The organism is Microbacterium sp. 4R-513 (assembly GCF_011046485.1).
GTDB lineage: Bacteria > Actinomycetota > Actinomycetes > Actinomycetales > Microbacteriaceae > Microbacterium.
Map to the genome: position 1 here is coordinate 1,736,936 of NZ_CP049256.1, position 24,660 is coordinate 1,761,595.

21 protein-coding genes and 2 tRNA genes are annotated in these 24,660 nt (G+C 69.1%); 15 read left to right on the plus strand and 8 right to left on the minus strand.

Annotated elements, in window-relative coordinates; all coding sequences use genetic code 11:
• Positions 1-2: 2 nt before the first annotated feature.
• From G5T42_RS07520 to G5T42_RS07530, 3 genes are read left to right on the plus strand one after another with little or no spacing between them, the layout of a single operon-like run.
• The gene (locus G5T42_RS07520) at positions 3-803 is read left to right on the plus strand and encodes an amino acid ABC transporter ATP-binding protein (RefSeq protein ID WP_165127325.1); all 801 of its coding nucleotides are present in this window, start codon (positions 3-5) and stop codon (positions 801-803) included.
• Positions 803-1,996, plus strand: coding sequence for a M20 family metallopeptidase (locus tag G5T42_RS07525; RefSeq protein ID WP_165127327.1), 1,194 nt, complete (start codon positions 803-805; stop codon positions 1,994-1,996). The genes G5T42_RS07520 and G5T42_RS07525 overlap by 1 nt, the downstream gene beginning before the upstream one ends.
• Positions 1,993-2,886, plus strand: a complete 894-nt coding sequence (locus G5T42_RS07530) for a MurR/RpiR family transcriptional regulator (RefSeq protein ID WP_241246003.1) — start codon at positions 1,993-1,995, stop codon at positions 2,884-2,886. The genes G5T42_RS07525 and G5T42_RS07530 overlap by 4 nt, the downstream gene beginning before the upstream one ends.
• A gap of 128 nt (positions 2,887-3,014) precedes the next feature.
• Here G5T42_RS07530 and G5T42_RS07535 read toward each other — a convergent pair whose 3' ends face one another.
• Complete coding sequence (locus G5T42_RS07535) at positions 3,015-4,325, minus strand: hypothetical protein (protein WP_165127329.1); 1,311 nt, start codon at positions 4,323-4,325, stop codon at positions 3,015-3,017.
• A gap of 157 nt (positions 4,326-4,482) precedes the next feature.
• Between G5T42_RS07535 and G5T42_RS07540 the strand changes: the two genes are divergently transcribed.
• Complete coding sequence (locus G5T42_RS07540) at positions 4,483-5,847, plus strand: aminotransferase class V-fold PLP-dependent enzyme (protein ID WP_165130136.1); 1,365 nt, start codon at positions 4,483-4,485, stop codon at positions 5,845-5,847.
• A gap of 9 nt (positions 5,848-5,856) precedes the next feature.
• Here the strand turns inward: G5T42_RS07540 and G5T42_RS07545 are convergent, their stop codons facing one another.
• The 4 genes from G5T42_RS07545 to G5T42_RS07560 form a co-directional block, all read right to left on the minus strand.
• The gene (locus G5T42_RS07545; protein ID WP_165127331.1) at positions 5,857-7,113 is read right to left on the minus strand and encodes a low temperature requirement protein A; all 1,257 of its coding nucleotides are present in this window, start codon (positions 7,111-7,113) and stop codon (positions 5,857-5,859) included.
• A 62-nt stretch (positions 7,114-7,175) separates the two neighbouring features.
• Positions 7,176-7,260 (minus strand) — tRNA-Ser (locus G5T42_RS07550).
• Positions 7,261-7,396: 136 nt separating this feature from the next.
• Positions 7,397-8,401 (minus strand): NADP-dependent oxidoreductase, encoded by a 1,005-nt coding sequence (locus G5T42_RS07555; RefSeq protein WP_165127333.1) that lies wholly within the window; start codon positions 8,399-8,401, stop codon positions 7,397-7,399.
• A gap of 96 nt (positions 8,402-8,497) precedes the next feature.
• Positions 8,498-9,091 carry a fasciclin domain-containing protein gene (locus G5T42_RS07560; RefSeq protein ID WP_165127336.1) on the minus strand — a complete coding sequence of 198 codons (594 nt, stop codon included), beginning with the start codon at positions 9,089-9,091 and terminating at the stop codon, positions 8,498-8,500.
• Positions 9,092-9,321: 230 nt separating this feature from the next.
• Between G5T42_RS07560 and G5T42_RS07565 the strand changes: the two genes are divergently transcribed.
• From G5T42_RS07565 to G5T42_RS07585, 5 genes are all read left to right on the plus strand, one after another.
• Positions 9,322-10,152: a DUF4397 domain-containing protein gene (locus G5T42_RS07565; RefSeq protein ID WP_165127338.1), complete on the plus strand. Its 831-nt coding sequence runs from the start codon at positions 9,322-9,324 to the stop codon at positions 10,150-10,152.
• Between the two features lie 44 nt (positions 10,153-10,196).
• Positions 10,197-10,817, plus strand: coding sequence for a class F sortase (locus G5T42_RS07570; RefSeq protein ID WP_165127340.1), 621 nt, complete (start codon positions 10,197-10,199; stop codon positions 10,815-10,817).
• Entirely contained in the window at positions 10,814-11,407 is a 594-nt protein-coding gene (locus tag G5T42_RS07575; RefSeq protein ID WP_165127342.1) for a sigma-70 family RNA polymerase sigma factor, read from the plus strand. The genes G5T42_RS07570 and G5T42_RS07575 overlap by 4 nt, the downstream gene beginning before the upstream one ends.
• Positions 11,394-12,197 carry an anti-sigma factor gene (locus tag G5T42_RS07580; RefSeq protein WP_165127344.1) on the plus strand — a complete coding sequence of 268 codons (804 nt, stop codon included), beginning with the start codon at positions 11,394-11,396 and terminating at the stop codon, positions 12,195-12,197. Before G5T42_RS07575 ends, G5T42_RS07580 begins: the two co-directional genes overlap by 14 nt.
• A 158-nt stretch (positions 12,198-12,355) precedes the next feature.
• Positions 12,356-13,645 carry an LCP family protein gene (locus G5T42_RS07585; protein WP_241246004.1) on the plus strand — a complete coding sequence of 430 codons (1,290 nt, stop codon included), beginning with the start codon at positions 12,356-12,358 and terminating at the stop codon, positions 13,643-13,645.
• 62 nt (positions 13,646-13,707) lie between these two features.
• On the opposite strand, the gene G5T42_RS07590 is transcribed toward G5T42_RS07585, so the two are convergent.
• Positions 13,708-14,619 carry a hypothetical protein gene (locus tag G5T42_RS07590; RefSeq protein ID WP_241246005.1) on the minus strand — a complete coding sequence of 304 codons (912 nt, stop codon included), beginning with the start codon at positions 14,617-14,619 and terminating at the stop codon, positions 13,708-13,710.
• A 246-nt stretch (positions 14,620-14,865) separates the two neighbouring features.
• Between G5T42_RS07590 and G5T42_RS07595 the strand changes: the two genes are divergently transcribed.
• Positions 14,866-14,954, plus strand: a tRNA-Ser gene (locus G5T42_RS07595).
• Positions 14,955-15,295: 341 nt separating this feature from the next.
• Here the strand turns inward: G5T42_RS07595 and manA are convergent.
• Positions 15,296-16,510 (minus strand): mannose-6-phosphate isomerase, class I, encoded by a 1,215-nt coding sequence (gene manA, locus G5T42_RS07600; protein ID WP_165127346.1) that lies wholly within the window; start codon positions 16,508-16,510, stop codon positions 15,296-15,298.
• A gap of 85 nt (positions 16,511-16,595) precedes the next feature.
• On the opposite strand from manA, the gene G5T42_RS07605 reads away from it, so the two are divergent.
• Positions 16,596-17,642 (plus strand): LacI family DNA-binding transcriptional regulator, encoded by a 1,047-nt coding sequence (locus G5T42_RS07605; RefSeq protein WP_241246006.1) that lies wholly within the window; start codon positions 16,596-16,598, stop codon positions 17,640-17,642.
• A gap of 36 nt (positions 17,643-17,678) precedes the next feature.
• Here the strand turns inward: G5T42_RS07605 and G5T42_RS07610 are convergent, their stop codons facing one another.
• Positions 17,679-18,809 carry a LacI family DNA-binding transcriptional regulator gene (locus G5T42_RS07610; protein ID WP_241246007.1) on the minus strand — a complete coding sequence of 377 codons (1,131 nt, stop codon included), beginning with the start codon at positions 18,807-18,809 and terminating at the stop codon, positions 17,679-17,681.
• Between the two features lie 147 nt (positions 18,810-18,956).
• Between G5T42_RS07610 and G5T42_RS07615 the strand changes: the two genes are divergently transcribed.
• The 4 genes from G5T42_RS07615 to G5T42_RS07630 all read left to right on the plus strand — a co-directional run bounded on the left by G5T42_RS07615 (position 18,957) and on the right by G5T42_RS07630 (position 24,654).
• The gene (locus G5T42_RS07615; RefSeq protein ID WP_165127348.1) at positions 18,957-20,279 is read left to right on the plus strand and encodes an extracellular solute-binding protein; all 1,323 of its coding nucleotides are present in this window, start codon (positions 18,957-18,959) and stop codon (positions 20,277-20,279) included.
• Positions 20,280-20,387: 108 nt separating this feature from the next.
• Positions 20,388-21,359: a sugar ABC transporter permease gene (locus G5T42_RS07620; RefSeq protein ID WP_241246008.1), complete on the plus strand. Its 972-nt coding sequence runs from the start codon at positions 20,388-20,390 to the stop codon at positions 21,357-21,359.
• Positions 21,356-22,174, plus strand: coding sequence for a carbohydrate ABC transporter permease (locus tag G5T42_RS07625; RefSeq protein WP_165127350.1), 819 nt, complete (start codon positions 21,356-21,358; stop codon positions 22,172-22,174). Before G5T42_RS07620 ends, G5T42_RS07625 begins: the two co-directional genes overlap by 4 nt.
• Positions 22,171-24,654 carry a glycoside hydrolase family 2 protein gene (locus tag G5T42_RS07630; protein WP_165127352.1) on the plus strand — a complete coding sequence of 828 codons (2,484 nt, stop codon included), beginning with the start codon at positions 22,171-22,173 and terminating at the stop codon, positions 24,652-24,654. The genes G5T42_RS07625 and G5T42_RS07630 overlap by 4 nt, the downstream gene beginning before the upstream one ends.
• The last annotated feature ends 6 nt before the right edge of the window (positions 24,655-24,660 follow it).

Here is a 24,660-nt window from a genome sequence, read left to right on the forward strand (position 1 = left end):
TCATGCTCCCCACAGACCCCAACCCGGCCCTGGCCACCGACACGACGGCGATCATCGACGCACGCGATGTGCACAAACGCTTCGGCTCGCTCGAGGTGCTCAAGGGCATCACGCTCCAGGTCGAGCGCGGGCAGGTCGCCTGCCTCCTCGGCCCGTCCGGCTCGGGCAAGTCGACGTTCCTCCGCTGCATCAACCACCTCGAGAAGATCGACGCGGGCATGATCCGGGTCGCCGGTCGCACGGTCGGCTACGAGGAGCGCAACGGCAAGCTGTACGAGCTACGGGAGAAGGATGTCGCGCGCCAGCGCCGCGGCGTCGGGATGGTCTTCCAGCGGTTCAATCTCTTCCCGCACATGACCGCGCTCGAGAACATCATCGAGGCGCCGATGCAGGTGCGGGGCACCTCGCGCGCCGCCGCCAGAGAGCGGGCCGCCGAGCTCCTCGACCGCGTCGGTCTCGGCGACAAGGCGGGCGCCTACCCGAGCGCGCTCTCGGGTGGTCAGCAGCAGCGGATCGCGATCGCGCGCGCTCTCGCGATGGACCCCGAGGTCATGCTCTTCGACGAGCCGACTTCGGCGCTCGACCCCGAGCTCGTCGGCGACGTGCTCGACGTCATGCGCGACCTGGCGGCATCCGGCATGACCATGATCGTCGTGACCCACGAGATCGGCTTCGCCCGCGAGGTCGGCGACGTGGCGGTCTTCATGGACGGAGGCGTCGTGGTCGAGCAGGGTCGCCCTGCGGATGTGCTGGTCAACCCGCGCGAGGCGCGGACTCAGGCGTTCCTCGCCAAGGTGCTGTGATGACGGCCGCTTCCCGCGCCGCGGCGGCGCCGTCCGCCGTCGCGCTCCGCGACCTCGCGCAATCGGCTCTCCCCGTCTTCCGGCGGGAGCTCGCCGAGCTCGTGTCGATCGACTCGGGCTCCGACTCGCCCGAGGGAGTCGACGCCGCCGGCGACTGGTGCGCGGCTCGACTCGCCTCCCTCGGGTTCGACGTCGAGCGGATCGCCACGCCGCCGGTCGACGGCAGGCGCTTCGGCGGCGTCGTGATCGGGCGACTGCGGGGAAGCGGCGCGCGACGCATCCTCCTCTTCGCGCACCTCGACACCGTGTTCGCCGAGGGCACCGCCGCGGCGCGCCCCTACCGCGAGGAGGGCGGGCGCGCCTACGGGCCCGGCGTCTGCGACGACAAGGGCGGCGCGCTGGCCGGGATCCACGCGGCGGAGCTGCTCATCGGCACGGGCTTCACCGACTTCGCCGAGCTCGTGATCGCACTGACCCCCGATGAGGAGGTGGGTTCCCCGGCATCCGGCAGCGTCCTGACAGCGCTCGCCGCAGAAGCCGATGCCGCGCTCTGCCTCGAGTGCGCGCGGGAGAACGGGGACCTCGTCGTCGCGCGGAAGGGCGTCGCCGACGTGCGCATCGACATCCGGGGTCGCGCTGCGCACTCAGGCGTCGAACCCCACCGCGGCCGCAATGCCGCCGTCGAGGCCGCCCACCTGCTGCTCGACGTGCAGGCGCTCAATGGGATCCGGCCGGACGTCGCGGTCAACATCGGCGTCGTGAGCGCGGGGGAGCGCACCAACGTCATCCCCGCCGCGGCGCTGCTCTCAGGCGAAGTGCGGTCGACGACGCTGGCCGACCTCGAATGGGCGCTCGACTCGATCGAGGAACGCGCGGCGGCCACCGTGGTCGACGGCGTCACCGTCGGCGTCGAGCGCCTCGCGGTCTGCCCTCCGCTCGAGACGGCGTCGACGCACGCGCTCTTCCGGAAGGCGATCGCGGCCGCCGACGAGCTCGGTATCGAGCTTTCCGGCGCCGCGACCGGCGGGGTATCCGACGCGAACTTCGTCGCCGCGACCGGCACGCCTGTGCTCGACGGCTTGGGCCCGATCGGCGGCGACGACCATGCGGATTCGGAGTGGCTCGACCTCGAGAGCGTCCCGGAGCGGCTCGCTCTGCTCGCCGCGCTCGTGGTGCGCATCGCGAGCGAGTGAGCGCGATACTGTCGACTCCGGAGGTGCTCGAGATGGCCGATGCCGGCATCGCGGAGTCGATTCGCCGCGGATTGAGCGACTGCTCTCCCGCCGAGCGCAAGGTCGCCCGGGTTCTGCTCGCCGCGTACCCCTCGGCGGGTTTCGAGACCGTCGCGCGCCTCGCCGACCGCGCCGGGGTGAGCGGGCCGACCGTCCTGCGTTTCGTGCAGCGGCTCGGCTACCGCGGGTTCCCGGACTTCCAGGAGGCCCTGCGCCGCGACCTCGATGAGCGCTCCGCCTCTCCGCTGAGGATCCACCAGACCCGCGTTCCCGGCGAGGAGCGGAGCGGGTCGCTTCACAGCCGGGCGTCGGCGATCTCGACGGCCACTCTGCAGCGCACGTTCGACGAGCTCAGCACGCACGACCTCGACAGATGCGTCGAGCTCATCTCGGGGGCATCCGGCTCCGTCATCATCGCCGGCGGCCGCTACAGCGGGCTGCTCGGACGCATCCTCGCACTCCACCTGGAGCAGCTGCGTCCCCGCGTGCGGGTGCTCCCCGACGAGCCGTCCGCGCGCGCCGCGATGGCGGCCGATCTCGGCCGGCGCGACGTCGTGGTGCTCTTCGACTACCGGCGCTACGAAGACCACACCCTGCGGCTCGCTCGCGTCGCCCGCGCCCAGCACGCACCCGTCGTGCTCTTCACGGATGCCTGGCTCTCGCCCATCTCGTCGGAGGCCGACGTCGTCCTCACGAGCGAGACGGCTGCTCCGTCGCCGTTCGACGCACTGACGCCGGCCATGGCGCTGATCGAGACCGTCGTGGCAGGATGCTTCGACCGGCTCGGCGACGCCGCCGTGGGCCGCATGGCCCAGGCCGACCAGCTTGCGGGCGAGCTCGGCCTCTACTGACCGGGACCTGAACTCCGACGCGGCGGACCCGCCGCAGCACAGCGCGGCCGCCTGGCCCCGGCAGGGCGTGCCGCAGCACAGCGATGCGCCCGGCCGTCGCAACGGCCGGGCGCATCGGTATCCGCGGGTCAGTCCGCCGGGGCGATGTCGACGCGAAGGTCGGAGAACGACACGAGCCCACCTGCCGTGGTCCAGGCTCGCGTGCTCTGGTCGCGAGTGAGGGTCGTCTGGAATTGCGGGTCGGTCTCGTAGGTCAGGCCCACGCCCGTGCCCGAGACCGAGGCCACCACGGCCTGCCCGAGATCGCGCATCGTGTACGTGCCGCCTGCGCCGTCGATCGAGTCCCAGACATCGGCGACGGACGCGGCATCCTGCGCACCGGCCTTCACCTTGGCCGCACCCTTGCCCTTCGCGATCGTCGCGCCGTGGCGCAGGTCGACCGTGTCGCCGGCATTGGCGTAGCTCCAGCGCACGCCCGTGACGGTGCGGTCGCTCTGGACCGCGCCGGAGACGTCGATGATCGAGGCGCCGTGCTCGCCGATGACACGTCCCTGTCCCGTCGTGCGGTCCAGGACGACAGCGGTCGTCTCGTCGACGCCGAGCACATACGGATGCTGAGTGGCGAGCGCGAGCTGGATCGCCCGGCCCTCGCGGCCCCACGTCGTGAAGTGGCTGTCGAGCAGAACGCCGTCGACGAAGCCGAAGCCGCCGTACGGAAGGTAGCCGAGCGCCGTCGCATCGTCGAGGTATCCGGCGGTCGCTCCGTCGCGCCACGCCTGGTACGACTCTCCGCCCGTGACCATGTAGGCCCCCTGCTGGATCGTGAGGCCGGCGCTGACGCCTGCTACGACTCCGCGCGCGGCGACGCTTCGGATGGCGGCCATCGCGGGGGTGTCGGCGCAATCCGTGAACGCCTCGAGCTCGGCATCCGTGCAGGCGAACAGCGTCCGGACGTACCGCATCTGGTCGCCTCCGCCGAAGAAGACGCCCGTGGAAGCCGCGATCTCCGCGGCCACGCCGGCGTCGAGAGCGTTCGCCGGGGTGTAGCCGTCGCCGGCGTAGTCGACGGCCTCGTCGACCGGCACGGAGTAGGTCTCGGCCCCGAAGCTCTGGAAGAGCGCGGAGTAGTAGAGGCCGTTGGCGGCCGCGTTGTTCTCGTCGGGGTTGGCGGCCTCCTCCGGGGTCGCGGCGGATGACGCGGCCGCCGTCACGATCGCGATGCGCGCCCGGAGAGGGCCGGAGCCGTCCGGGTCGGCGAGGTCGACGATCGCCTGCAGGATCTCGGCGTTCTCTTTGAGGTTGCCGCCGATGAGGACGGCGTGCGGCGCGGGCTTCTTCGCCGCATGAGCCGGGGGAGCAGCGCTCGCGGATGCCGCGGGGACGAGGACCAGCGCGGTGCCCAGGGCGAGGGCCCCGAGCGCGGAGGAGGGTCGGTGCACGGTTTCTCCTTTGAAACGTCAGATACAGAATGAGTAGTGTTATGCAGGAATCTAACGCACGTTACAGAACGAGGGAAGAGGCTGCGCAATGATGCGACTCGATTCGATGCTCGACGTCGAAAAGCAGGACGAACGGGCACCCGCCGATGTGCGCGCGATGGAGATGCACGCGGTCTCGCCCGAGACCGAGGCGCTCGTCGACGAGGTGCTGAGGTACGCGCGGGAGCGGATGCTGTTCACCGCCGTGCCTCTCGACCGGCCGATGCCGGTGGCCGAACTCGAACGGCTCGCCGGTGCCTCCGTTCGCCGGGAGGGCCTGGGTGCACGGCGGGCGCTCGGCGTCTTCGAGCATGTGCTCGCTCCCGCGTGCCTCTCGACCGACCACCCGGGGTATCTCTCCTTCATCCCGTCTGCACCGACCAAGGCGGCGCTCGCGTTCGACCTCGTCGTCTCGGCCTCGGCGATCTACGGAGGATCGTGGATGGAGGGCGCAGGTGCCGTCTACGCCGAGAACGAGGTGCTGCGCTGGCTCGCCGACGAGTTCGGCCTGCCCCGCACCGCCGGCGGGGTCTTCGTCCAGGGCGGGACCATCGGCAATCTCTCGGCCCTCGTGACCGCGCGCGACGAAGCCCGCCGGCGAGCGCACGCCCAGGGCCGCCCGTCGCCCGAGCGCTGGGCCGTGGTCTGCAGCGCCGAGGCGCACTCGTCGATCGCGTCCGCCGCAGCCGTGATGGACGTCGACGTCGTCGCCGCCCGTGTGGATGACCAGGGCCGACTGACCGGGGACGCCGTGGCCGAGGCGCTCGCCGGGCGCGAGGCATCCGTCTTCGCCATCGTCGCGACGGCCGGCACGACCAATTTCGGGATCGTCGACGACATCGCGACCATCGCCGAGGTGGCCGACGCCGCCGGGATCTGGCTTCATGTCGACGGCGCGTACGGGCTCGCCGCCATGCTCGCCCCGAGCACACGTCACCTCTTCGCCGGCGTCGAGCGTGCGGACTCGCTCATCGTCGACCCGCACAAGTGGCTCTTCGCCCCGTTCGACGCCTGCGCCCTCCTCTACCGTCGGCCCGCGACCGCCCTCGCCGCTCATACCCAGAAGGCCGAATACCTCGACACACTGACGGAGTCGGCGGACTGGAATCCGTCGGATCTCGGCATCCAGCTCACACGGCGTGCTCGAGGACTTCCGCTCTGGTTCTCGCTGGCCGTCCACGGGACGGACCACTACCGGCTGGCGATCGAGGATGCCGTGACGAAGGCTCGCCTCCTCGCGGCGGAGATCGACCGACGTCCGGGACTCTCGCTCGTGCGGGAGCCCGACCTCTCGGTCGTCGTCTTCCGGCGTGACGGATGGTCGCAGTCCGACTACGAGTCGTGGTCCGATGCTCTGCTCGACCAGCAGAAGGCGTTCGTGGTCCCGAGCTCGTGCGCCGGAGAGCCGGTGCTGCGGATCGCGATCATCTCGCCGCTGACGACGATCGAGCTGCTGTGGGAGATCCTCGACTCCCTGAGCTGACCGGAGACTTCAGCGGACCGCATCGCCCGGCACGACGCCGCCGCCACCGCCGGAGTCATCTGCACGGCGGTGCAGGACGGCCTCGATCCCGGCGATCACGCCCATCAGACCGACGGCGATGAGAAGGGCTCCCATCGACGGAACCATCGCGAGGACCGGGATCGCCGCGAGCAGCACGAGTGCCTCGACGATGCGCATGATCGGCCGTCGGACTCCGACGAAGAACGCGAACACCGCAGTGCCGACAGCGAACGCGGCGATGCCGGCGCCGAGCGCGATCGCGCCGAACCATCCGAACGGCTCGGGCTCGCTCACGTGCTTCATGGCGTCCTCGACGCCGAGAGCCGTGACGATGATGCCCGCGATGATGACGAAGTGCGCGTACGAGTAGGCGTCGGCGGCGAGCGTCGCGCGGGCGCGCTCGTCGGTCTCGGCGAGTCGTCGCTCTCCCTGGGCGTCCAGTCGCGCGAAGTACGACCACCAGAGCAGCAGCGACAGGACGATGGATGCCGCAGACCCCAGGATGATGGCGAGGTCGATCGGCTCCTGCGCGACGCCGACGCCGATCGCGACGATGGACTCGCCCAGGGCGAGGATGACGACGAGCCCGTACCGCTCCGCCCAGTGCTCGGCCGAGGAGACCCGCCATCCCTGGCCGACGGCCGATCCCACGCGGGTCGCCGCGAGGTCGTAGACCACGGCGATGATCCACAGCCATAGCTGCGCGGGACCGCCGACGAGGGCCCCGATCAGGATCAGCGCGATCGCCGGGACGAGGGCGATGAGGAAGATCATGAGCTGGCGGCGGAGTGCGGGATCCCCCGCCGAGAGCGCGGAGTAGATCGAGTAGTGCATCGTCCGCACGACCGTGTAGGCGAGAGCGAACACGAAGGGTCCGCTCAGGCCGCCCTCGAGGTCCTGCCATGCCTCGGGGATCGTGAGGGCGGCCACGAAGACGGCGATCATCGTGATCGTCATGCCGGCTCGGAGCAACGGCTGATCGACGGATGCCTGGTTCGAGATCCAGCTGAAGCCCACCCAGGTCCACCACATCAGCGCGAGCACGATGAGCGCCTGCAGGACGCCGAAGCCCGAATGGGTCTCGGCCATCAGGCGCGACACCTGCGTAAACGCGAAGACGTAGACGAGGTCGAAGAACAGCTCGAACGTCGTCACTCGGGCGGGGGAGTCGTCCGTGCTCGGAGTGGGAAGGGGGAGGCGCCGTCCCTTCCGCGTCGAGGCCGGCTCGTCAGCGGCGCTGCTCACGGTGCGAGTGTACGGCCCCCTGCAGGTGCTGGCTCCGCCCGGCGGGCAGAGTCAGACTGAGGCGGAGGGTGTGGGATTCGAACCCACGGGACATTGCTGCCCACTGGTTTTCAAGACCAGGTCCATCGGCCGCTCGGACAACCCTCCCGACGGCTGCCGAGGCATCCGTCGAACGGCGTCGAGTCTATCCGCTCGCGCTCGACGAACCGCGCCCCCGTCGGCAGACCTACGTCGCATCGCGGGCGTTGCGACGGCGTAGGTGCGGCGCCGTCGCCTCCTACGCCTACGCCACGTATCCTCCGGTCATCGCCTCGTGGATCTCGCGAGCCTTGACGGTGCGGTAGGTGGTCGCGGGCTTCGTCGCGAGGACGACTTTGCCGCGGGAGTGCAGGTGGGCGAGGTCGTCGTATGCCTCAACGATGTCGTTGAGCGGATACAGGCCCGAGATCAGCAGGCGGAAGGCGCCCGCGCGGGCGAGTTCGGCGAGGCGGGCGAGCTGCGTCGTGCCGTGCTCGACGGAGTCGGGATCGTCCTGGAGGAGGCTCAGCTCGACGTCTCGCCGGTCGGCGCTCGAACGGTACCGGGACTCGGGTACCCCGAGGTCCTCCGCGAGGTCGCGACCGTCTTTGCCGAAGTTGTCGATGAAGGCGGTCACCGGCCCCTCGGCGACACGGCGGATGCGGTCGGCCATGCCGTCGCCGTAACGCACCGGGATGATGCCGAGCTGGCGGAGGTAGTCGAAGTTGCGGTCGCCGCACGTCCCGATGACGCGAGCGCCGCGGTGCTTGGCCAGCTGCGTCTCGATGCTGCCGACGCCGCCGGCGGCGGCCGAGACGACGATCGTGTCACCCTGTCCGATGCGCAGCTGCTCGAGTGTGTCGAGGGCGGTGACCCCCGCCAGATACAGGGCGCCCGCGACCTCCCACATGACACTCGGCGGCTTGAGCACGAGCGCGCTCTCCGACACGTTGAGGTGCGACGCATGGGCTCCGGTCCGGACGTGCCCGATGACCTGGGAGCGCAACGGCAGCCGGCTTCCCGGGCCGGTCGCGACGACGATGCCCGCGAAATCGCTGCCGGATCGGCGCGGCCACGGATCGTCCGACCAGGTGGACTCCTTGCCGTTCCGCAGGAACGCCTCCATGTGGTTCAGCGAGGTGGTGATCACCTCCACGGTGACTTCGCCCTCGCCGGGCGGAGGGAGCGCTTCGCTGCGCTCGACGAGCACGTCGGCGTCGCCGTAGCGGTCGTACTCGAACCAGGTGGCCTGGATGACTCTGCTCTTCATGAGGATCCTTTCCTCGTGCGCCGGCAGCGCGGGCGAGGGGAGAAGCCCCGCTCACCGCCGGAGGTCGCAGCGGTGAGCGGGCTTCCCTGGGGGAGGTCAGGACGCGGGCACCAGCACCCGGTCGATCGTGTGGATGACGCCGTTCGACGCCTGGATGTTGATCTTCCACAGCACGAGCCGGGGGTCGGTGAGCGACGGCGTCTCGTCACGCAGCGTGATGAGGCGCGGCCGCACCGTCCCGCCGTTGGCCATCGTGAGCGAGCCCGCCGAGAGGACGCGAAGGGGTCCGAGCTTCTGGCCCGCGACGACGTGGTACAGCAGGATGTTCTTGATCTGGTCGACCGAGAACGTGGTCGTGATGGCGGTGAGGGCATCCGCCTCGGATGCCGGAGCCGAACCGGTGAGGTCCTGCACGAGCCGCAGGAACGCGCGGTCATTCGGGGCGAACACCGTGAACTGGGTGCTCGTGTCGGAGAGGGTCGGTGCGAGACCCGTCGCGAGGATGGCCTGCACGAGGATGTCGTAGTCCCACGGGTTGGCGTCGGGCGTTCCGCCGCCCGACGCGGCGACCGCGACGTCGACGATGGTTCCCGACGGGGCACTGCCGCCCGTTGCGTGGGCGGGAGTGGCGGCGAAGGCCAGCGCGGCCGCCGCGATCGCCGCGATGGAGGCGCGGGTGATCTTGTTCATCGTTCATCTCCTTCGATGGGGGAGGCGCTCGGAACCGTGCGCTGATGAGTTCTTCCGGACGGATGCCTCGGGCGGATGCACTTCGCGAAGAATCCGTTTCCATCACTTCACCTGGGGGCCTCGACAGGCTCATACGACGACTTTTCATGCAAGTGCATCCAAAACCGGAGAGGCCCGGGAAAGCACCTTCGAAGGGCGGTGACCGACCGCTCACGATTTGGAGGAAGACAGTGCGCAAGACAGCAGCCGCCGGCCTCGCGGTCGGCCTCATCGCCGCCCTCGGCTTCGCCGCTCCCGCATCTGCGAGCACGAGCGCCTCGGCGCAGCTCTCGGTGCTCCACGGCATCCCCGACACTCCCGTCGACGTCTACGTCAACGGGGAGCTGACGCTCGACGACTTCCAGCCGGGCGACCTCGCCGGCCCCCTCACGCTCCCCGCCGGCGACTACGAGGTCGCGCTGACGGCACCGGATGCCGCCGACGCCAGCACTCCGATCCTGGGGCCGGCGACCCTGACGCTCGCCGGCGGCGGCAACTACACCGCCGCCGCGTACCTCAGCGAGGGTGGTGACCCGTCGCTGAAGCTCTTCCAGAACGACACCGCGACGACGTCGGCCGGACAGGGGCGCCTGACCGTCCGGCACATCGCCGCGGCCCCCGCCGTCGACGTGCTCGCGGGCGGCACCCCGGTCATCGAAGACCTCACGAACCCGAACGAGGCGACGCTGAACCTGCCGGCCGGCACGGTCTCGGCATCCGTCGCCCTCGCAGGGACCACCGATCCGGTTCTCGGACCGACCGACGTGCCGATCCAGGACGGCGTCCTCACGATCGTCTACGCGTGGGGCAGCGCCGAGGACGAGAACCTGGCGCTCGCCGTCCAGACCGTCACGGTGTCGCACTCGAACCCCGGTGGCGTTCCCTCGGGGACGGCCGGATACCTCGCCCAGCGCGATGCCACGATGTCGTTCATCGGCCTCGCCGCTGCAGGCGCCCTCGCCATCGCCGCCGCGGCAGCCACCGCAGTGGCGATGCGCCGCCGTCAGGAGGCGCGCCGCTGATGCGCCGGGGCACGCCGCGAACACACGGCCGGGACGGGCTGGCGATGGCCACCCTCATCGGCGCGGTGCTCGCGGCGTGCCTCACCGGCTGTTCGACCGCGGGTGCGGGGGTGTCTGCGACATCCCCGGCGCCATCCACCCCCGCACCCGCACCCCCGCCCACCGCGGTCGTCGACGTCCCGGTCGCCCCGGCGCAGGTCGCGCCGGCTGCCGCTCCCGTCGCCCCGACCCGCCTCGTCATCGATTCGCTCGGCGTCGACATGCCCGTGACGGACGTCGGTGTCGAGTCCTCCGGGCAGATGCAGCTCCCGGTGGACCCCGCCGTCGCCGGCTGGTACCGCTACGGTCCGGATGCCGCGGCGACCGCCGGACACATCGTGCTGGCGGCCCACGTCGACGCCGTCGACTATCCGATCGGCCCGCTCGCCAACCTGCGCGACGTCGCTGTCGGCTCGCCCGTCGTGGTCACCGCCGCCGACGGCTCGGCGAGGACCTGGACGGTGGAATCCCTCACCTACTACGAGAAGGCCGCCCTCCCCACCGCCGAACTCTTCGCCCGGGAGGGCGATCCGGCGCTCGTGATCATCACGTGCGGTGGCCCCTTCGACAGCACGACCGGCCATTACCGGGATAACGTGGTCGCCATCGCAAGACCGCAATCATGAGAAGCGAGGAGACCGTGGAGCCGGATGCCGCTCCCGATGCCGCGGCGGACGCCGAGGCGGATCTCAACGCGCGCTTCGTCGCCGGCGACGAGCAAGCGCTCGCCGAGGTGTACCGGCGCTGGTCGCCGGTGGTCTTCACGCTCGCGCTCCGCTCGCTGGGCGACCGGGGCGATGCGGAGGACGTCACCCAGCGCACCTTCGTCTCGGCCTGGACCTCGCGGGCGACCTACGACGCGTCGAAAGCCCGCCTCTCGACCTGGCTCGTCGCGATCGCACGCCGGCGCATCGCCGACACGCACGAGTCACGGGCGAAGATCCGCGCCCTGCAGGCCGAGATGGAGCGGGTCACGAGCCCCGACGATCTCATCCGCGAGACCCCAGATCTCTCCGAAACGCTCCTCGTGGCCAACGAGATGCAGCAGCTCGAGCCGGACGCGCAGGTCGTCATGCGTCTCGCGTTCTTCGACGACCTGACCCACGAAGAGATCTCGCGCCGGCTCGGCATGCCGCTCGGTACCGTCAAGAGCCACATACGGCGAAGTCTCACCCGCATGCGCAACCGATTGGAGGTGACTCGTGTCACACCTTGACCCCGAACAGCTCGCCCTGATCGCGTTGGGCGAGCCCGTCGCCTCTGCCGCGGAGCGCGAGCACCTCGCCTCGTGTGACGTCTGCGCCGCCGACGTCGCCGAGATGAGCCATGCCGCCGTCGTCGCGCGATCGACGATGGACGACGCGGAGCTCGAGGCGCCGCCTGACCGCGTCTGGGCCCGCATCGCCGAGGAGCTTCGGCTGGGCGGCGACGTCACCTCCGACGCCGTCCCTTCGGTGGGCGCTGCCTCGCCCGCGCCCGCCTCGCCGGTGCCCGCGCAGACGATGACGGATGCCACGCCCCCGGCCGAGGCATCCGTCTCCTCCTCCTCTGCGCGGCCCCGCCGAGGCCGTTGGTCGCAGCGGGCATGGTGGGCGCTCGCAGCATCCGTCGCCCTCGTCCTCGTGATCGGCGGGGGAGTGTGGGTCGGCCTCGGGTCGCTCGCGCCGACCTCGATCGCATCGGCGTCGCTCGAGGCGTTCCCCGACCACCCGAAGGCCGTCGGAACGGCCGAGGTCGACGAGTCCAGGGACGGATCGCGCACGCTCACGGTCACGCTGGACGGGGCCGCCTCCTCGGGCGAATACCGCGAGGTGTGGCTCATCCGCAACGACGGCGGAGCGCTCATCAGCCTCGGGGTGCTCGACGGGAAGAAGGGCTCGTTCCCGATCCCGGAGGGCGTGGACCTCTCGGAGTACGACCTCGTCGACATCTCGTTCGAGCCCGTCGACGGTGACCCGGCGCACTCGGGCGACTCGATCGTGCGCGGTCAGCTGTCTTTCGCCTGAGGGCGGCGTTCAGCGGCGCCACAGGGGCGCGTGAGAATATGGACGGGTTTCTGACGAGAATCTGAGTACTCGTCCCTCAGGTCGAAGCCGACACCCGCCGTTGAACGACGGCGGGCGTGCGTGGGCTTGAGGGCGTGATCCACCCCGAGAGGACCCGAGTGAGCGAGACGACCAAGCCTGAGCGCGGCCGTCGCACGGTGGCCCGCCACGGCGCGCTGAAGTCGCCGCATCCGTTCGCGCAGATCATGAAGATCCTCGGGATCGTGATCGCCGTCGCGCTTGTCTCGGGAGCCGGCGTCGCGGCCTACGCCGCGATCGACATCACGTCGAACTTCACGAAGGACGCCGTCGAGCTCGAGGGCCAGGCGTCCGTTCCGCCCGACATCGGCGCGATCGAGGGCGGCGTCAACCTCTTCCTGGCGGGGACGGATGCCTGTGAAGAGGCGTACGCGCAGTACTTCGGCGATCGCTGCACGGGCAAGGACGCCGAGGGCGAACTGAACGACGTCAACATGCTCGTCCACATCTCGGACAACCCGCGTCGCGTCACGGTCATCTCGTTCCCGCGCGACCTGATGGTGCCGATCCCCTCCTGCACGAAGGAGGACGGGTCGACGACGTCTGCGATGAGCAAGCAGATGCTCAACTCGGCCTACATGTACGGCGGACTGGGATGCGTCGTCAAGACGGTCTCGCAGCTCACCGGGCTCGAGATCCAGTACGCCGCGAAGATCACGTGGGGCGGCGTCATCGAGGTGACGAACGCCGTCGGCGGCGTGGACGTGTGCCTCGCGAACGGCATCAAGGACCCGTACACCGGAATCAACTGGCCGGCGGGCACGCGGAACATCCAGGGGATCGAGGCACTGCAGTTCCTCCGCACGCGCCACGGCGTCGGCAACGGCGGTGACCTCGGCCGCATCTCCAACCAGCAGCAGTACATGTCCCGCCTCGCCCGCAAGCTCGTCAGCGAAGAGGTGCTCTCGAACCCGGCGACGCTCTACAAGCTCGCGACGACGGCGGTCGACAACATCACGCCTTCGCAGAGCCTCACGAACCCGCTGACGCTCGTGCAGATCGCGCTCGCGGTGAAGAACGTGCCGTTCGACGAGATCGTCTTCATCCAGTACCCCGTGAACGACGATCCGGCCGACGAGAACCGCGTCGTGCCGAACAAGTCAGCGGCCGATGCGCTGTGGGCGGCCCTTGCGGCGAACCAGCCCATCCAGCTGACCGGAGACGTCAGCCAGGGCGATGGCGTCGTTGTCGTCCAGCCGACGGATCCCGCCACCGAGCCGACGACGCCGGTGGAGCCCGCGCCCGAAGCCTCGGCGACGCCGGGTGAGACGCCCGCGCCGACCGAGACCGCGGTCGAGCTCCCGTCGACGATCGCCGGTCAGACTGCCGCGCAGGAGACCTGCTCGAACGGCAACGTCAAGAGCCGCTGAGGCTCGACCCCCCGAAGGAGTCGAGCCTCGAAGCCGGGGTTATCCGCCTTGCGTTCGGCGGGTCACTCCTCGTAGCCGAGGCCCACGCGGTCGACCCGTCGGTGGTAGCGCATGCCCGTGATTCCTCCGAGCAGCGCCCCGACGAGGGTGACGACGGCGGCGCCGACAGCGGTCAGGATGCCGGTGAGCGTGAGCTGATCGGACGTGACGGGGATGCGGGGGAAGCTGTTGAGGCTTCCGAAGATGTCCCACTGGCTGCCCGCGATCGCCGTGATGATCGCGACGACGATGGCGATGATGATCGCCCACAGCCACACGCCGAGACCCTGCATCAGACCGCTGAAGCGGGCCATGCGGCCGGCGACGTAGCCACCGGCGAAGTAGCCCACGAACAGCACGATCCCGATGACGATCGCCCCGATGATGGTGGCGGCGCCCATGTTCTGCTGGGCGGCGTTGGCCGCATCCTCGGCGGTCTGGGGTGAGGTCATGCCGATGGCGCCGCCGATCGCCGCGACGACCGCGGTCAGGAGGACGACGAGTCCCATCGCTGTCAGCCATCCGAAGAAGGCCGAGCCGAACTTCATGCCGCCGAAGCGCTCGCGCTCCCGCGCCACGACGGCGTCGCTGGCGACCACGGAGCTGGCATCGCCGGCATAGACGGGGCGGCCGTCGACCGTCCGGTCGGTGGCGACGGCGCGGTCAGCGGCGACGGTGCGATCGGCGTAGCCGTCACCGTTGGTGTCGATCCGCCGATCGGGGTAGCCGTCCGCGTTCGCGTCGCGGGTCGTGGCGGCGGCCGGGCGGTCGGCGTAGCCGTCGCCGTTCGTGTCTCGAGGGGTGGCGACCGTGCGATCGGCGTAGCCGTCATCGTCGGTGTCGCGCCGGTCGTATACCGGCTGATCCATCGCGACGGTGCGGTCAGGGTCGGTGGTGCCCGTGCGGTCGCCGGAGGCGGCGCGCTCGGCTGCCACCGTACGATCGGGATCAGTCTCCCGCGAGACGGGCTCCCGCGGGTCGGGGGGATTGTGCTCATGCCACAAAGCCTGGCCGCCGGGCGCCCGGCAGACACTGGGGTTGTCAGCGGGGGCTCATCGTCGTACTCTCTGGCGCGGCATCCCTTCTCGTTTAGCGTTTTCGTCTCGCGACCCGGCGTTTTCTGGCATCGCCGCGGGCAGGTTATGATTGCTGGGCGCATCCTCGCTTCGGCACGGATGCCTGGAGACGTCGCATAGTCAGGCCTAGTGCACCACCCTGCTAAGGTGGAGTCCCCTTACGGGGACCGAGGGTTCAAATCCCTCCGTCTCCGCGTGAAAACCCCCGGTAAATGGGGTTTTCTTTTGCAGCGAGCCGCATCTCGAACTGTGTGTGGAGTGCGTGGAGAGGACTGAGTGCGAACCGCCGGTTCGCCTCGGTTCGAGTCCGGTACGCGAAAAGGCGTCTCGAGTCTGGATGCAGGCGGCGAATGCCTGGTCAGAGGTAGGTTCTCCGTCGCGGTGCTCCACCTGATCGAGGTGGAGCACCGCCGCTGCATTGGGGCCTCCACGGCGTTCGACTTGTCCACTGGCTGAACTGCCGCGGGCGCCATCTCGTCGTCTGGCGCGAACGCGACGGCTGGCGCCATTCATGAACGCCTGCGAGCGGTCTCGGTCAGTGCTGCGCGGCGGGGTCTGGGCTCGTGACCGCGAGCCAGAGCAGGCCGGAGCCATGCACCGTCAGCGGGGACTCATCTGGCGAGATGAAGCCAGCGCCACCGCGGGGGAGGGTGAGCGAGGCGTCTGACGACTCCAGGGTCACGTCCGCTCCCTCGACGAGCGCGAGGGCGGCTCCCGTGAGAGGGATCTCCAGGCCGGGCTGGGCCGAGTCTGCGGCCCACAGGGCGAAGGGCGCTGGAGGTTCGTACGCGACGAGGCCGGGGGCTACGCGCCTGGCTTCGAGCAGCTCGGGAGGCTGCTGCTCGAAGGAGAGCAATCGAAGCAACTCGAGGGTGTCGATGTGTTTAGGGGTCAAGCCGCCCCGCACCACGTTATCGCTGGCGATCATGAGCTCCACACCGACGCCGCTGAGGTACGCGTGGAGCATCCCGGCGGGAGCGAAGAGCGCCTGTCCGCGCTGGAGCGACACGCGATTCATCACCAGCGCTACGACGATTCCGGGATCGCCCGGGTAGTGAGTCGCGATCTCGCGAACAGTTGCCCACGACGGAGCCGACGGCGAGGTCGCAGTTGCCTCCTTCTGCGCGAACGACTCGACGGAGACCGCACATTCAGCTGCCTCAGGCGCGCCGGAGAGCAACCATGCGAGGGCGTCGCCGATACGCGTCGGGTCGGCGAGGATCTCTCGCAGGGCGCGAGTGGCCGGCACGTCATGCTCCTCGAGTTCGGCCATTATCGCGGCAACCTCGTCCGCTGGTCGGAACCCGCAGAGCGCATCGAAGCGCCGGCTCACGGCGACGATGATCTCGGGCTTCGGGAACGGATCCTTGTAGTTGCGCGCGGGATCATCGACCGGGATCCCGCGCGCGTTCTCATCCTCGAATCCGGCGCGTGCCTGTTCGAGCGTGGGGTGCACCTGGAGCGAGAGCGGGGACTCCGCGGAGAGGAGCTTGAGCAGGATCGGGAGACCTGCGGCCGCGGCATCCGCTCCCGCCAGATGAGGGTGCGCGTGCAACCAATCCGAGAGCGTTGGGTGGCGTTCTTCGCGGTCGGGTGCGACGCGCACCGCGCGAGCCGGCGACCCCGCATGAGTGCCGAGCCACAGCTCGGCCTGGGGGCGCCCATCGGGCTCGATGCCTAGGAACTCCGGGATGCCGGTGGTCGATCCCCACGAATAGTCGCGCGGCGTGTTGGCCAATTCGATGATCATGGATTCCTCTCGGGGGGCGCGGCGACCATCATACATAAAGCGCTTTAGTGACTCGCGCACGCGAGCGGCGGGTAGGGTTCACTACGTGGTCTCCGAACCTCGGACGCCGGGTTCGCGCGTCACGATCAGCGATATCGCGGCGCGCGCGGGGGTGTCGATCGGCGCCGTTTCGTTCGCGCTCAACGGTCGTAAGGGCGTCTCCGAGGCGACGCGGAAGCGGGTGCTGGAAGTCGCCGACGAGCTGGGCTGGGCGCCGGCGAGTGCGGCGCGGTCGCTCGCCGGAGCGCGGACGGACACGTTCGGCATGGTGCTCGCCCGGGACCCGCAGAATCTCGGGGTCGAGTCGTTCTACATGAAGTTCCTCGCCGGGCTCGAGTCCGAGCTGGCGCAACGCGCCTACGGGCTGTTGCTGCAGGTAGTCCCCGGCGCCGAGCAGGAGCGGGCGACACATGAGGCCTGGCGGCGCGGTCGCCGCGTCGACGGCGTCATCCTCGTCGACCTACAGGTGGACGACCCGCGAGTCCGCGCCTTTCAGAAGCCGGCCGCCCTCCCCGTCGTGATCGTCGGCGATCCGAGCCTCGCCGGCGGACTGACGAGCGTATGGACGGATGACGCGGCATCGATGCGCGAGGCCGTGCGCGAGCTCGCCGACCGAGGTCATCGTCGGATCGCCCGCGTCGCCGGTCTGGAGCATCTCGCGCACACGCGCATCAGGGACGACGCCTTCCTCGACGAGATGGGTTCTCTCGGCCTTCAGGGCGTGCTGCTTCGCACGGACTACACGCCCGACGAAGGCGCACGGGCCACGCGCGCGGCGCTGGACGGCGATGCGCCGCCGACCGGATTCATCTACGACAACGACGTCATGGCAGTCGCCGGGCTCACCGTCGCGCTCGAGCGCGACCTGCGGGTTCCAGACGACCTCTCGATCATCGCGTGGGATGACTCCGTGCTTTGTGAGCACACCTACCCGGCGCTCAGTGCGCTGAGCCACGACATCGTCGCGTTCGGGGCACACGTGGCGAGGCGATTGTTCGACGTCGTCGACGGCGCCCAGCCGGGAGCCTTCCTCGACTCGACTCCTCGACTGCGTGCCCGCGCGTCGATCGGTCCCGCACCATCCACTCGGTGAAGCCGATCCTCGAGGCTGGCTGTGCGCTCCCGCGCATCACGAAGCCGGCGGTCGCTCTCCGCTCCCGCGTGCGAGGAGACGCGTAGGCAGCTCGATGCGGGTCGTGAAACCCGCGGGATCTGCCATCCGCTCGATCGCGAGCTGCGCCGCGCGCCGCCCGAGCTCGACCGGATCGTGGGTCACAACCGTCACCCCAAGGATGTCCGCCGTGTCGAAGTCATCGAAACCGATGAGCGAGGGAGTCGCCCCGACATCCCGCATCGCGCGCAGCGCGCCGACGCACATACGGTTGTTGCCCGCGAAGATCGCGGTCGGGGGGTCCTCGCGCTCGAGCAGCTGGCGCACGACGACGTCTGGCGGCACCGACGTGTCGTCGAGGAGGACCTCCAGCCGCGCATCGGTGAGCCCCGACTCGGCCATGGCCTCCCGATAGCCGCGGCAGCGCTCGGTCTGCGTGTAGACCGATGCGGGATTGCACACGTAGGCGATGCGGCGATGGCCGTGCCCCAGCAGGTGGCGCGTCGCCTCGTACGCGCCGGCGCGATTGTCGAGCACGACAGCATCCGCAACGAGGTTCCGCGCCGGACGGTCGATCGCGATGACGGGAGTGCCAAGCTGGCGCTCACCTTCCAGGTACGACTGGTCCTCGCCGACCGGCACGAGCATCAGCGCGCCCACCCGTTGGGCGAGGAGCGTGTCGGCGACGCGCTCCTCACCCTCTGCGGAATCGTCTGTCGTCGCGACGACGAGCGTGTAGCCCGCGCCGGCCAGTTCCTTCTCGATGCCCGCTGCGATCGTGTAGTAGAAGGGGTTGCGCAGCTCTCCCATGATGAACCCGACGGTCGACGAGGCACCTCCTCGGCGCAGCGTACGCGCGATGGTGTTGGGCCGGAAGCGAAGCCGCTTGCCGGCGCTCAGCACCCGCTCCACGGTCTGTGGGGCGACCTTGTCCCGGTGCGAATAGACGCGCGAAACGGTCTTCGCGCTCACGCCTGCCAGCCGCGCGACGTCGTCCAGGGTGGCGCGCTGCTGCACGGTCATGAGTCCTCCTCGTTGGGGTCGACGATCCGATGATATCGCCGATGACGACGTAGGACATTTCACCGACATCCGATCCACGGTGTGCTCACCGAAGTGCGCCCACAGCCGCGGATTGTCGCGCAGCACCGAGGTTGCGGGCCACCGGACATTTCGGGACATCGCGAACTAAAGCGCTTTACATCGCGCTCAACTTGTCCTACGCTGACATCCCGAACCCCGAGGCGCGGAACGTCCCGCGCCGAGCACCGGGGACAGATACAAGGGAGTAATCACATGGCACCTCGCAAGGCAGTGTTCGGCCTTGTCGCTCTGGCCGCGGTCTCGACGCTCGCGCTGACATCGTGCTCGGGCGCAGGATCCAGCGAGTCAGACTCGGGCGAGCCCAGCGGCGACATCACGTTCCTGACGAACCGCACGGACCTCGAGACGGACGGCACCTGGGAGACGTACGTCGCGGAGTTCAACAAGGAGTTCCCCGACGTCAACGTCAAGGTCGAGGCGATCACCAGCTACGCCGACGACGTCAAGACCCGCATGAGCAGCCCGAACGGGTACGGCGACGTCCTGATGATCCCGCCGAGCGTCTCGGCCGACCAGTTCCCCGACTTCTTCGAGTCGCTCGGCACCGTGGACGAGCTGGCCGAGACCTACCGATTCCAGGCTCCCGCGAGCTACGACGGCGAGCAGTACGGCATTGCTCTCGGCGGCAACGCGAATGGCGTCCTGTACAACACGGCCGTCTGGGAGGGCGCCGGCATCACCGAGCTGCCGAAGTCGGCCGATGAGTTCCTCGCCGACCTCGAGCTCATCGCCGACAACACCGACGCGACACCCCTCTACACGAACTACAAGGACGGCTGGCCTCTGGGTGGCCAGTGGTTCTCGAACGTCGGCGCCGTCTCCGGGAACGCCGAAGCGCAGAACGAGATGGCTCACGACGAGTCGCCGTGGACGGAGGGCAACGACGTCTACGCCATCGACGGGCTGCTGTACGACATCGTGCACGAAGGCCTGAGCGAAGAGGACCCGCTGACGACCAACTGGGAGCAGTCGAAGGGCGACTTCGCGACCGGGAAGATCGCGACCATGGTGCTCGGCTCGTGGGCGATCTCGCAGTTCCAGGCCGCCGCCGAGGACGCGGGTGTCGACCCCAGCGCGGTGGGCTTCATGGCCTGGCCGGCCACCGCGGACGACGGTACGCAGTACGCCACGATCGGCGGCGACTACAACATCGCGATCAACAAGAACTCGTCCAACAAGGCGGCGGCTGAGGCGTGGATGAACTGGCTGCTCGAGGACTCGGGCTTCACCGAGTCGCAGGGGATGATCTCGGCACTCCGTTCGGCGTCGCTTCCCGCCAACCTCGGGTCCCTCTCGGAGAACAGCGTCGAGCTTATCGAGGCCGCTCCTGCTCCTGAGGGTGAGGAGGGTCTGCTCAACAACATTGCCGACCAGTCGCAGGTCGACGTGTGGGGCAACATCTACCGCCAGAAGATCGTCGACATCGCCCGCGGTCAGGCCGACGGCGATAAGGACTCGTTCTTCGCCCAGCTCAACGAGCAGTGGGGCGCGGCCGTGAGCGAGCTCGCCGGCTGATCCCCTGCCCGCGTACGGCGCGGGCACATCGAATCACCATGACCCCTGAGGGGGTCGGAGTCCCATCAGAGGAGAAGTCCATGTCCGTCTCGACGAACGCACCACTTCGTGCGGGAATCTCCGGCCCCCCTCAGCGAGTCGATCGACGCCGGGGCGCGCAAGCGCCGCAAGAAGGGCGGGCGCGCCAGCGCCGGCGGGTCGGGTCCCGCTGGCCGCGGCCGGTTCGCCCGAGTCACGCCCTACCTGTTCATCGCAGCCGCCGTCGGGCTGCTCCTGCTGCTGACGTATGTGCCCGCTGTCAACATGATGTGGTACTCGGTCCACGAGTGGCGGGGCCTCGGCCCCATGGGCGACTTCGTGGGCCTGGACAACTACGTCGAGGTCTTCACCAACCCGCGCATCTTCGCGGTGTTCGGCGTCAGCCTGTACTACTTTGTCGGGTCCTTCGTCCAGATGGCGATCGCGCTGTACTTCGCAACCCTCCTCAGCTTCAGCACGCGCTTCTCGAACTTCTTCCGTGGCGTCATCTTCTTCCCCTACCTCATCAACGGCGTCGCGATCGGATTCGTGTTCCTCTACTTCTTCCAGCCGGGAGGCACGCTCGACACGCTCCTGTCGTGGGTCGGCGTGACCGATCCGCCGCAGTGGCTCGGCGACGCGTCGATCGCGAACTTCTCCCTCGCCGGCACGTCGGTGTGGCGCTACACCGGCCTCAACTTCGTGCTCTTCCTGGGTGCGATCCAGTCGATCCCCGCCGAGCTGTACGAAGCGGCGCAGATCGACGGCGCGAGCCGCTGGCAGCAGTTCGTCAACATCATCTTCCCCGGGATCCGCCGCATCATCGGTCTGTCGTTCATCCTCGCGGTCGCGGGTAGCCTCTCCGTGTTCGAGATCCCCTACATCATGACGACCGGCGCCAACGGCACGGCGACCTTCGTCATCCAGACGATGCAGACCGCATTCAACTTCCGCCAAGTGGGTCTCGCCTCGGCGATGGCCGTCGTGCTGCTCGTCATCGTGCTGCTCGTCACCTGGATCCAGCGGAAGGCATTCCCCGACGAGAAGGTCGACCTGTCATGAAACGCACACTGCCCGGAATCGGGAAGTACGCCTCGCTCATCCTCGCGACGATCGTCGTGCTGCTCCCACTCTCGGTGCTCCTGTTCGCGAGCTTCAAGACCAAGCAGGAGTATGCGACGACCGGCCCCCTGACGCTCCCGCAGAGTTGGTTCAACTTCGACAACTTCGTCACGGCGTTCCAGCAGGGCGACATGCTCTCCGGCTTCGTCAACACGACAATCGTCCTCGTGATCTCGCTCGTCGGCACGATCCTCATCGGGTCGATGGCGGCCTATGCGATCGACCGGTTCCACTTCCGGGGCAAGGCGCTCGTGATGGCGCTCTTCCTCATTGCGACGCTCATCCCGAGCGTCACCAGCCAGGTCGCGACCTTCCAGATCATCAACGGTCTTGGCCTGTTCAACACGAAGGCCGCGCTCATCCTGCTCTTCATGGGCACCGACATCATCGCGATCTACATCTTCATCCAGTTCATGCAGTCGATCCCCGTCTCGCTCGACGAAGCCGCCATGCTCGACGGCGCCAATCGCTGGACGATCTACTGGCGCGTCATCCTGCCGTTGCTCAAGCCCGCGATCGCGACCGTCGTCATCATCAAGGGCATCGCGATCTACAACGAGTTCTACCTGCCGTTCTTGTACCTGCAGTCGGAAAGTCTGATCTCGACGGCGCTGTTCCGCTTCAAGGGCCCGTTCGGTGCCCAATGGGAGGTCATCGCCGCCGCGACCATCCTCGTCATCGTCCCCACCGTCATCGCATTCGTCTTCCTTCAGCGCTGGATCTACAAGGGCCTCGTGGCCGGAGCCGTCAAATGACCCTCATCACAACCGACAACCCAACCCTTCTCGCTGCGCGCGACCTGACCGCGGGGTGGACCGTGACGGCCGCCGCGGGCCCGGTGCCCGGTGCGATCGCCGGCGCCGTCGTGACGGCATCCGTTCCCGGCACCGTGCACACCGACCTGCTCTCCGCGGGCCTGATCGCGGACCCCTACCTCGACGAGAATGAGGCGGCCCTCTCCTGGATCGGGCTCGTTGACTGGACGTACGAGACCACCTTCGATCTGACGCATGCCGAGATCGCCGCCGCCGAGCGCCACGATCTCGTCTTCGACGGCCTCGACACCGTCGCGACGGTGACGCTCAACGGCGTCGTGCTCGGCGACGTCGCGGATCAGCATCGCGTCCACCGCTTCGACGTCGCACCGCTGCTGCACGCCGGGGCGAACCGGCTCATCGTCGCGTTCCGCAGCCCCGTCCGCTACGCGAACGCGCAGAGCCTCGTGCTCGGCGCACGCGAGCGTCCCTATGCCCTGCCGTATGAGGCGATCCGCAAGTCCGCGTGCAGCTTCGGCTGGGACTGGGGGATCGCGGCCTACACGAGCGGCATCTGGAAGCCCGTGCGGCTCGAGTCATGGTCCGGCGCGCGGCTCGCGCGGGTCCTCGTGCACGCTGAGCCGGCGCACGGCGGCGGAGTCCTCACCGCTCGCGCGCTCGTCGAGCGCGCGAGCGCGGGAGAAGTCGAGATCGAAGTCGACGTTGCCGGCGTCACTGCGCGCACGACTCTCGCGGCCGACGACGAAGAAGCAGTCGTACGGGTCGACGTCGATGACGTCGAACTCTGGTGGCCCATCGGCTACGGGGCGCAGCCGCTGTACGACGTTGCGGTGCGGCTCTCCGCCGCCGAGCAGGCCGTGGATTCGACGGTGCGCCGTGTGGGCTTCCGGACCGCGCGATGGGACACCGAGAAGGATGCCGCCGGTCGGCCCTTCCAGCTGCTGGTCAACGAGGTACCGGTGTGGGTCAAGGGCGTCAACTGGATCCCTGACGACGCGCTCTTCACGCGTGTCGACCGCGTCCGCTACGAGCGTCGCCTTCGGCAGGCGGCACGCGCGAACATCAACCTCGTGCGGGTCTGGGGCGGCGGCATCTACGAATCCGACGACTTCTACGACCTGTGCGACGAGCTCGGGCTGCTCACGTGGCAGGACTTCCTCTTCGCGTGCGCGGCCTACCCCGAGGAGGAGCCGCTGCGCTCGGAGATCGAGGCCGAGGCCCGCGACAACGTTACGCGCCTTGCACACCACGCGTCGCTCGTGCTCTTCACGGGGAACAACGAGAACCTGTGGGGATATGAGGACTGGGGCTGGAAGGAACGGCTCGACGGCAAGACCTGGGGCGCTCACTACTATTACGACCTGCTCCCGGGGATCGTCGCCCAACTGTCGCCGCACGTGACCTACGCTCCCGGGAGCCCCTTCAGCCCCGGCGACGAGGGCGTGCACCCCAACGCCGAGACGCACGGGACCAACCACCTGTGGGAGCAGTGGAACCGCAAGGACTGGGCGACGTATCGCGAGCACACGCCGCGGTTCGTCGCCGAGTTCGGCTGGCAGGGGCCGCCGAACTGGTCGACCCTCGAGCGCGCGCTCCACGACGACCCGCTGACGCCGGAATCGCCCGGCATGATCGCGCATCAGAAGGCCATCGACGGCAACGTCAAGCTCACGGGTGGGCTCGTGCGGCACCACCGCGTGCCGAGCGACATGGCAACGTGGCACTGGGCGATGCAGCTCAACCAGGCCAACGCCGTCGGCTTCGCACTCGACCACTTCCGCTCGCACGCCCCGCACACGTCGGGTGCGATCGTGTGGCAGCTCAACGACTGCTGGCCTGTCACTTCCTGGGCGGCGATCGACGGCGATGGGCGCGAGAAGCCGCTGTACTTCGCGCTGCGCAACGCGTTCGCGTCGCGGGTCGTCACCATCCAGCCTCGCGACGACGGCGATGCCGTCATCGTCGGGAACGACACCGACGATCCGTGGACGGGCGAGCTCGTCGTCACGAGACGGCGATACGACGGCGGCATCCTCGACGTGTTCCGGACGGATGTCGCCATCCCGGCGCGCTCGTCGCTGACCATCGCCATCCCGGCCGAAATCGCGACCCCGAGCGATCCGGCGGACGAGCTGCTCGTCGCCGAGCTCAGCGGCGTGCGGGGTTTCTCGTTCTTCTCCGAGGCGCGTGACAGCGCCCTCGCGGCACCGCGACTGTCGGTCGCCGTCGCGCGAGACGGTCACGAGCACGTTGTGACGGTCACCAGCGAGGGCCTCACGCGCGACCTCGTGCTGAACGTCGATCGACTCGACCCAGACGCGACGGTCGACGAGGGCCTCGTGACGCTCCTGCCGGGGGAGTCGACGACGTTCCGCGTCCGCGGACTCGACAGCCTCGACGCCGACCAGGCGGCCCATCCTCTCGTCCTCCGCTCGGCCAACCAGCTGGTGGCCTCGTGACGGCCG

Coding starts and splice junctions, on each gene's coding strand:
- G5T42_RS07615 (WP_165127348.1), top strand. CDS start 18,957: ATGGCACCTCGCAAGGCAGTGTTCGGCCTTGTCGCTCTGGCCGCGGTC.
- G5T42_RS07520 (WP_165127325.1), top strand. CDS start 3: ATGCTCCCCACAGACCCCAACCCGGCCCTGGCCACCGACACGACGGCG.
- G5T42_RS07630 (WP_165127352.1), top strand. CDS start 22,171: ATGACCCTCATCACAACCGACAACCCAACCCTTCTCGCTGCGCGCGAC.
- G5T42_RS07625 (WP_165127350.1), top strand. CDS start 21,356: ATGAAACGCACACTGCCCGGAATCGGGAAGTACGCCTCGCTCATCCTC.
- G5T42_RS07570 (WP_165127340.1), top strand. CDS start 10,197: ATGGCCACCCTCATCGGCGCGGTGCTCGCGGCGTGCCTCACCGGCTGT.
- G5T42_RS07555 (WP_165127333.1), bottom strand. CDS start 8,401: ATGAAGAGCAGAGTCATCCAGGCCACCTGGTTCGAGTACGACCGCTAC.
- G5T42_RS07575 (WP_165127342.1), top strand. CDS start 10,814: ATGAGAAGCGAGGAGACCGTGGAGCCGGATGCCGCTCCCGATGCCGCG.
- G5T42_RS07525 (WP_165127327.1), top strand. CDS start 803: ATGACGGCCGCTTCCCGCGCCGCGGCGGCGCCGTCCGCCGTCGCGCTC.
- manA (WP_165127346.1), bottom strand. CDS start 16,510: ATGATCATCGAATTGGCCAACACGCCGCGCGACTATTCGTGGGGATCG.
- G5T42_RS07540 (WP_165130136.1), top strand. CDS start 4,483: ATGGAGATGCACGCGGTCTCGCCCGAGACCGAGGCGCTCGTCGACGAG.
- G5T42_RS07560 (WP_165127336.1), bottom strand. CDS start 9,091: ATGAACAAGATCACCCGCGCCTCCATCGCGGCGATCGCGGCGGCCGCG.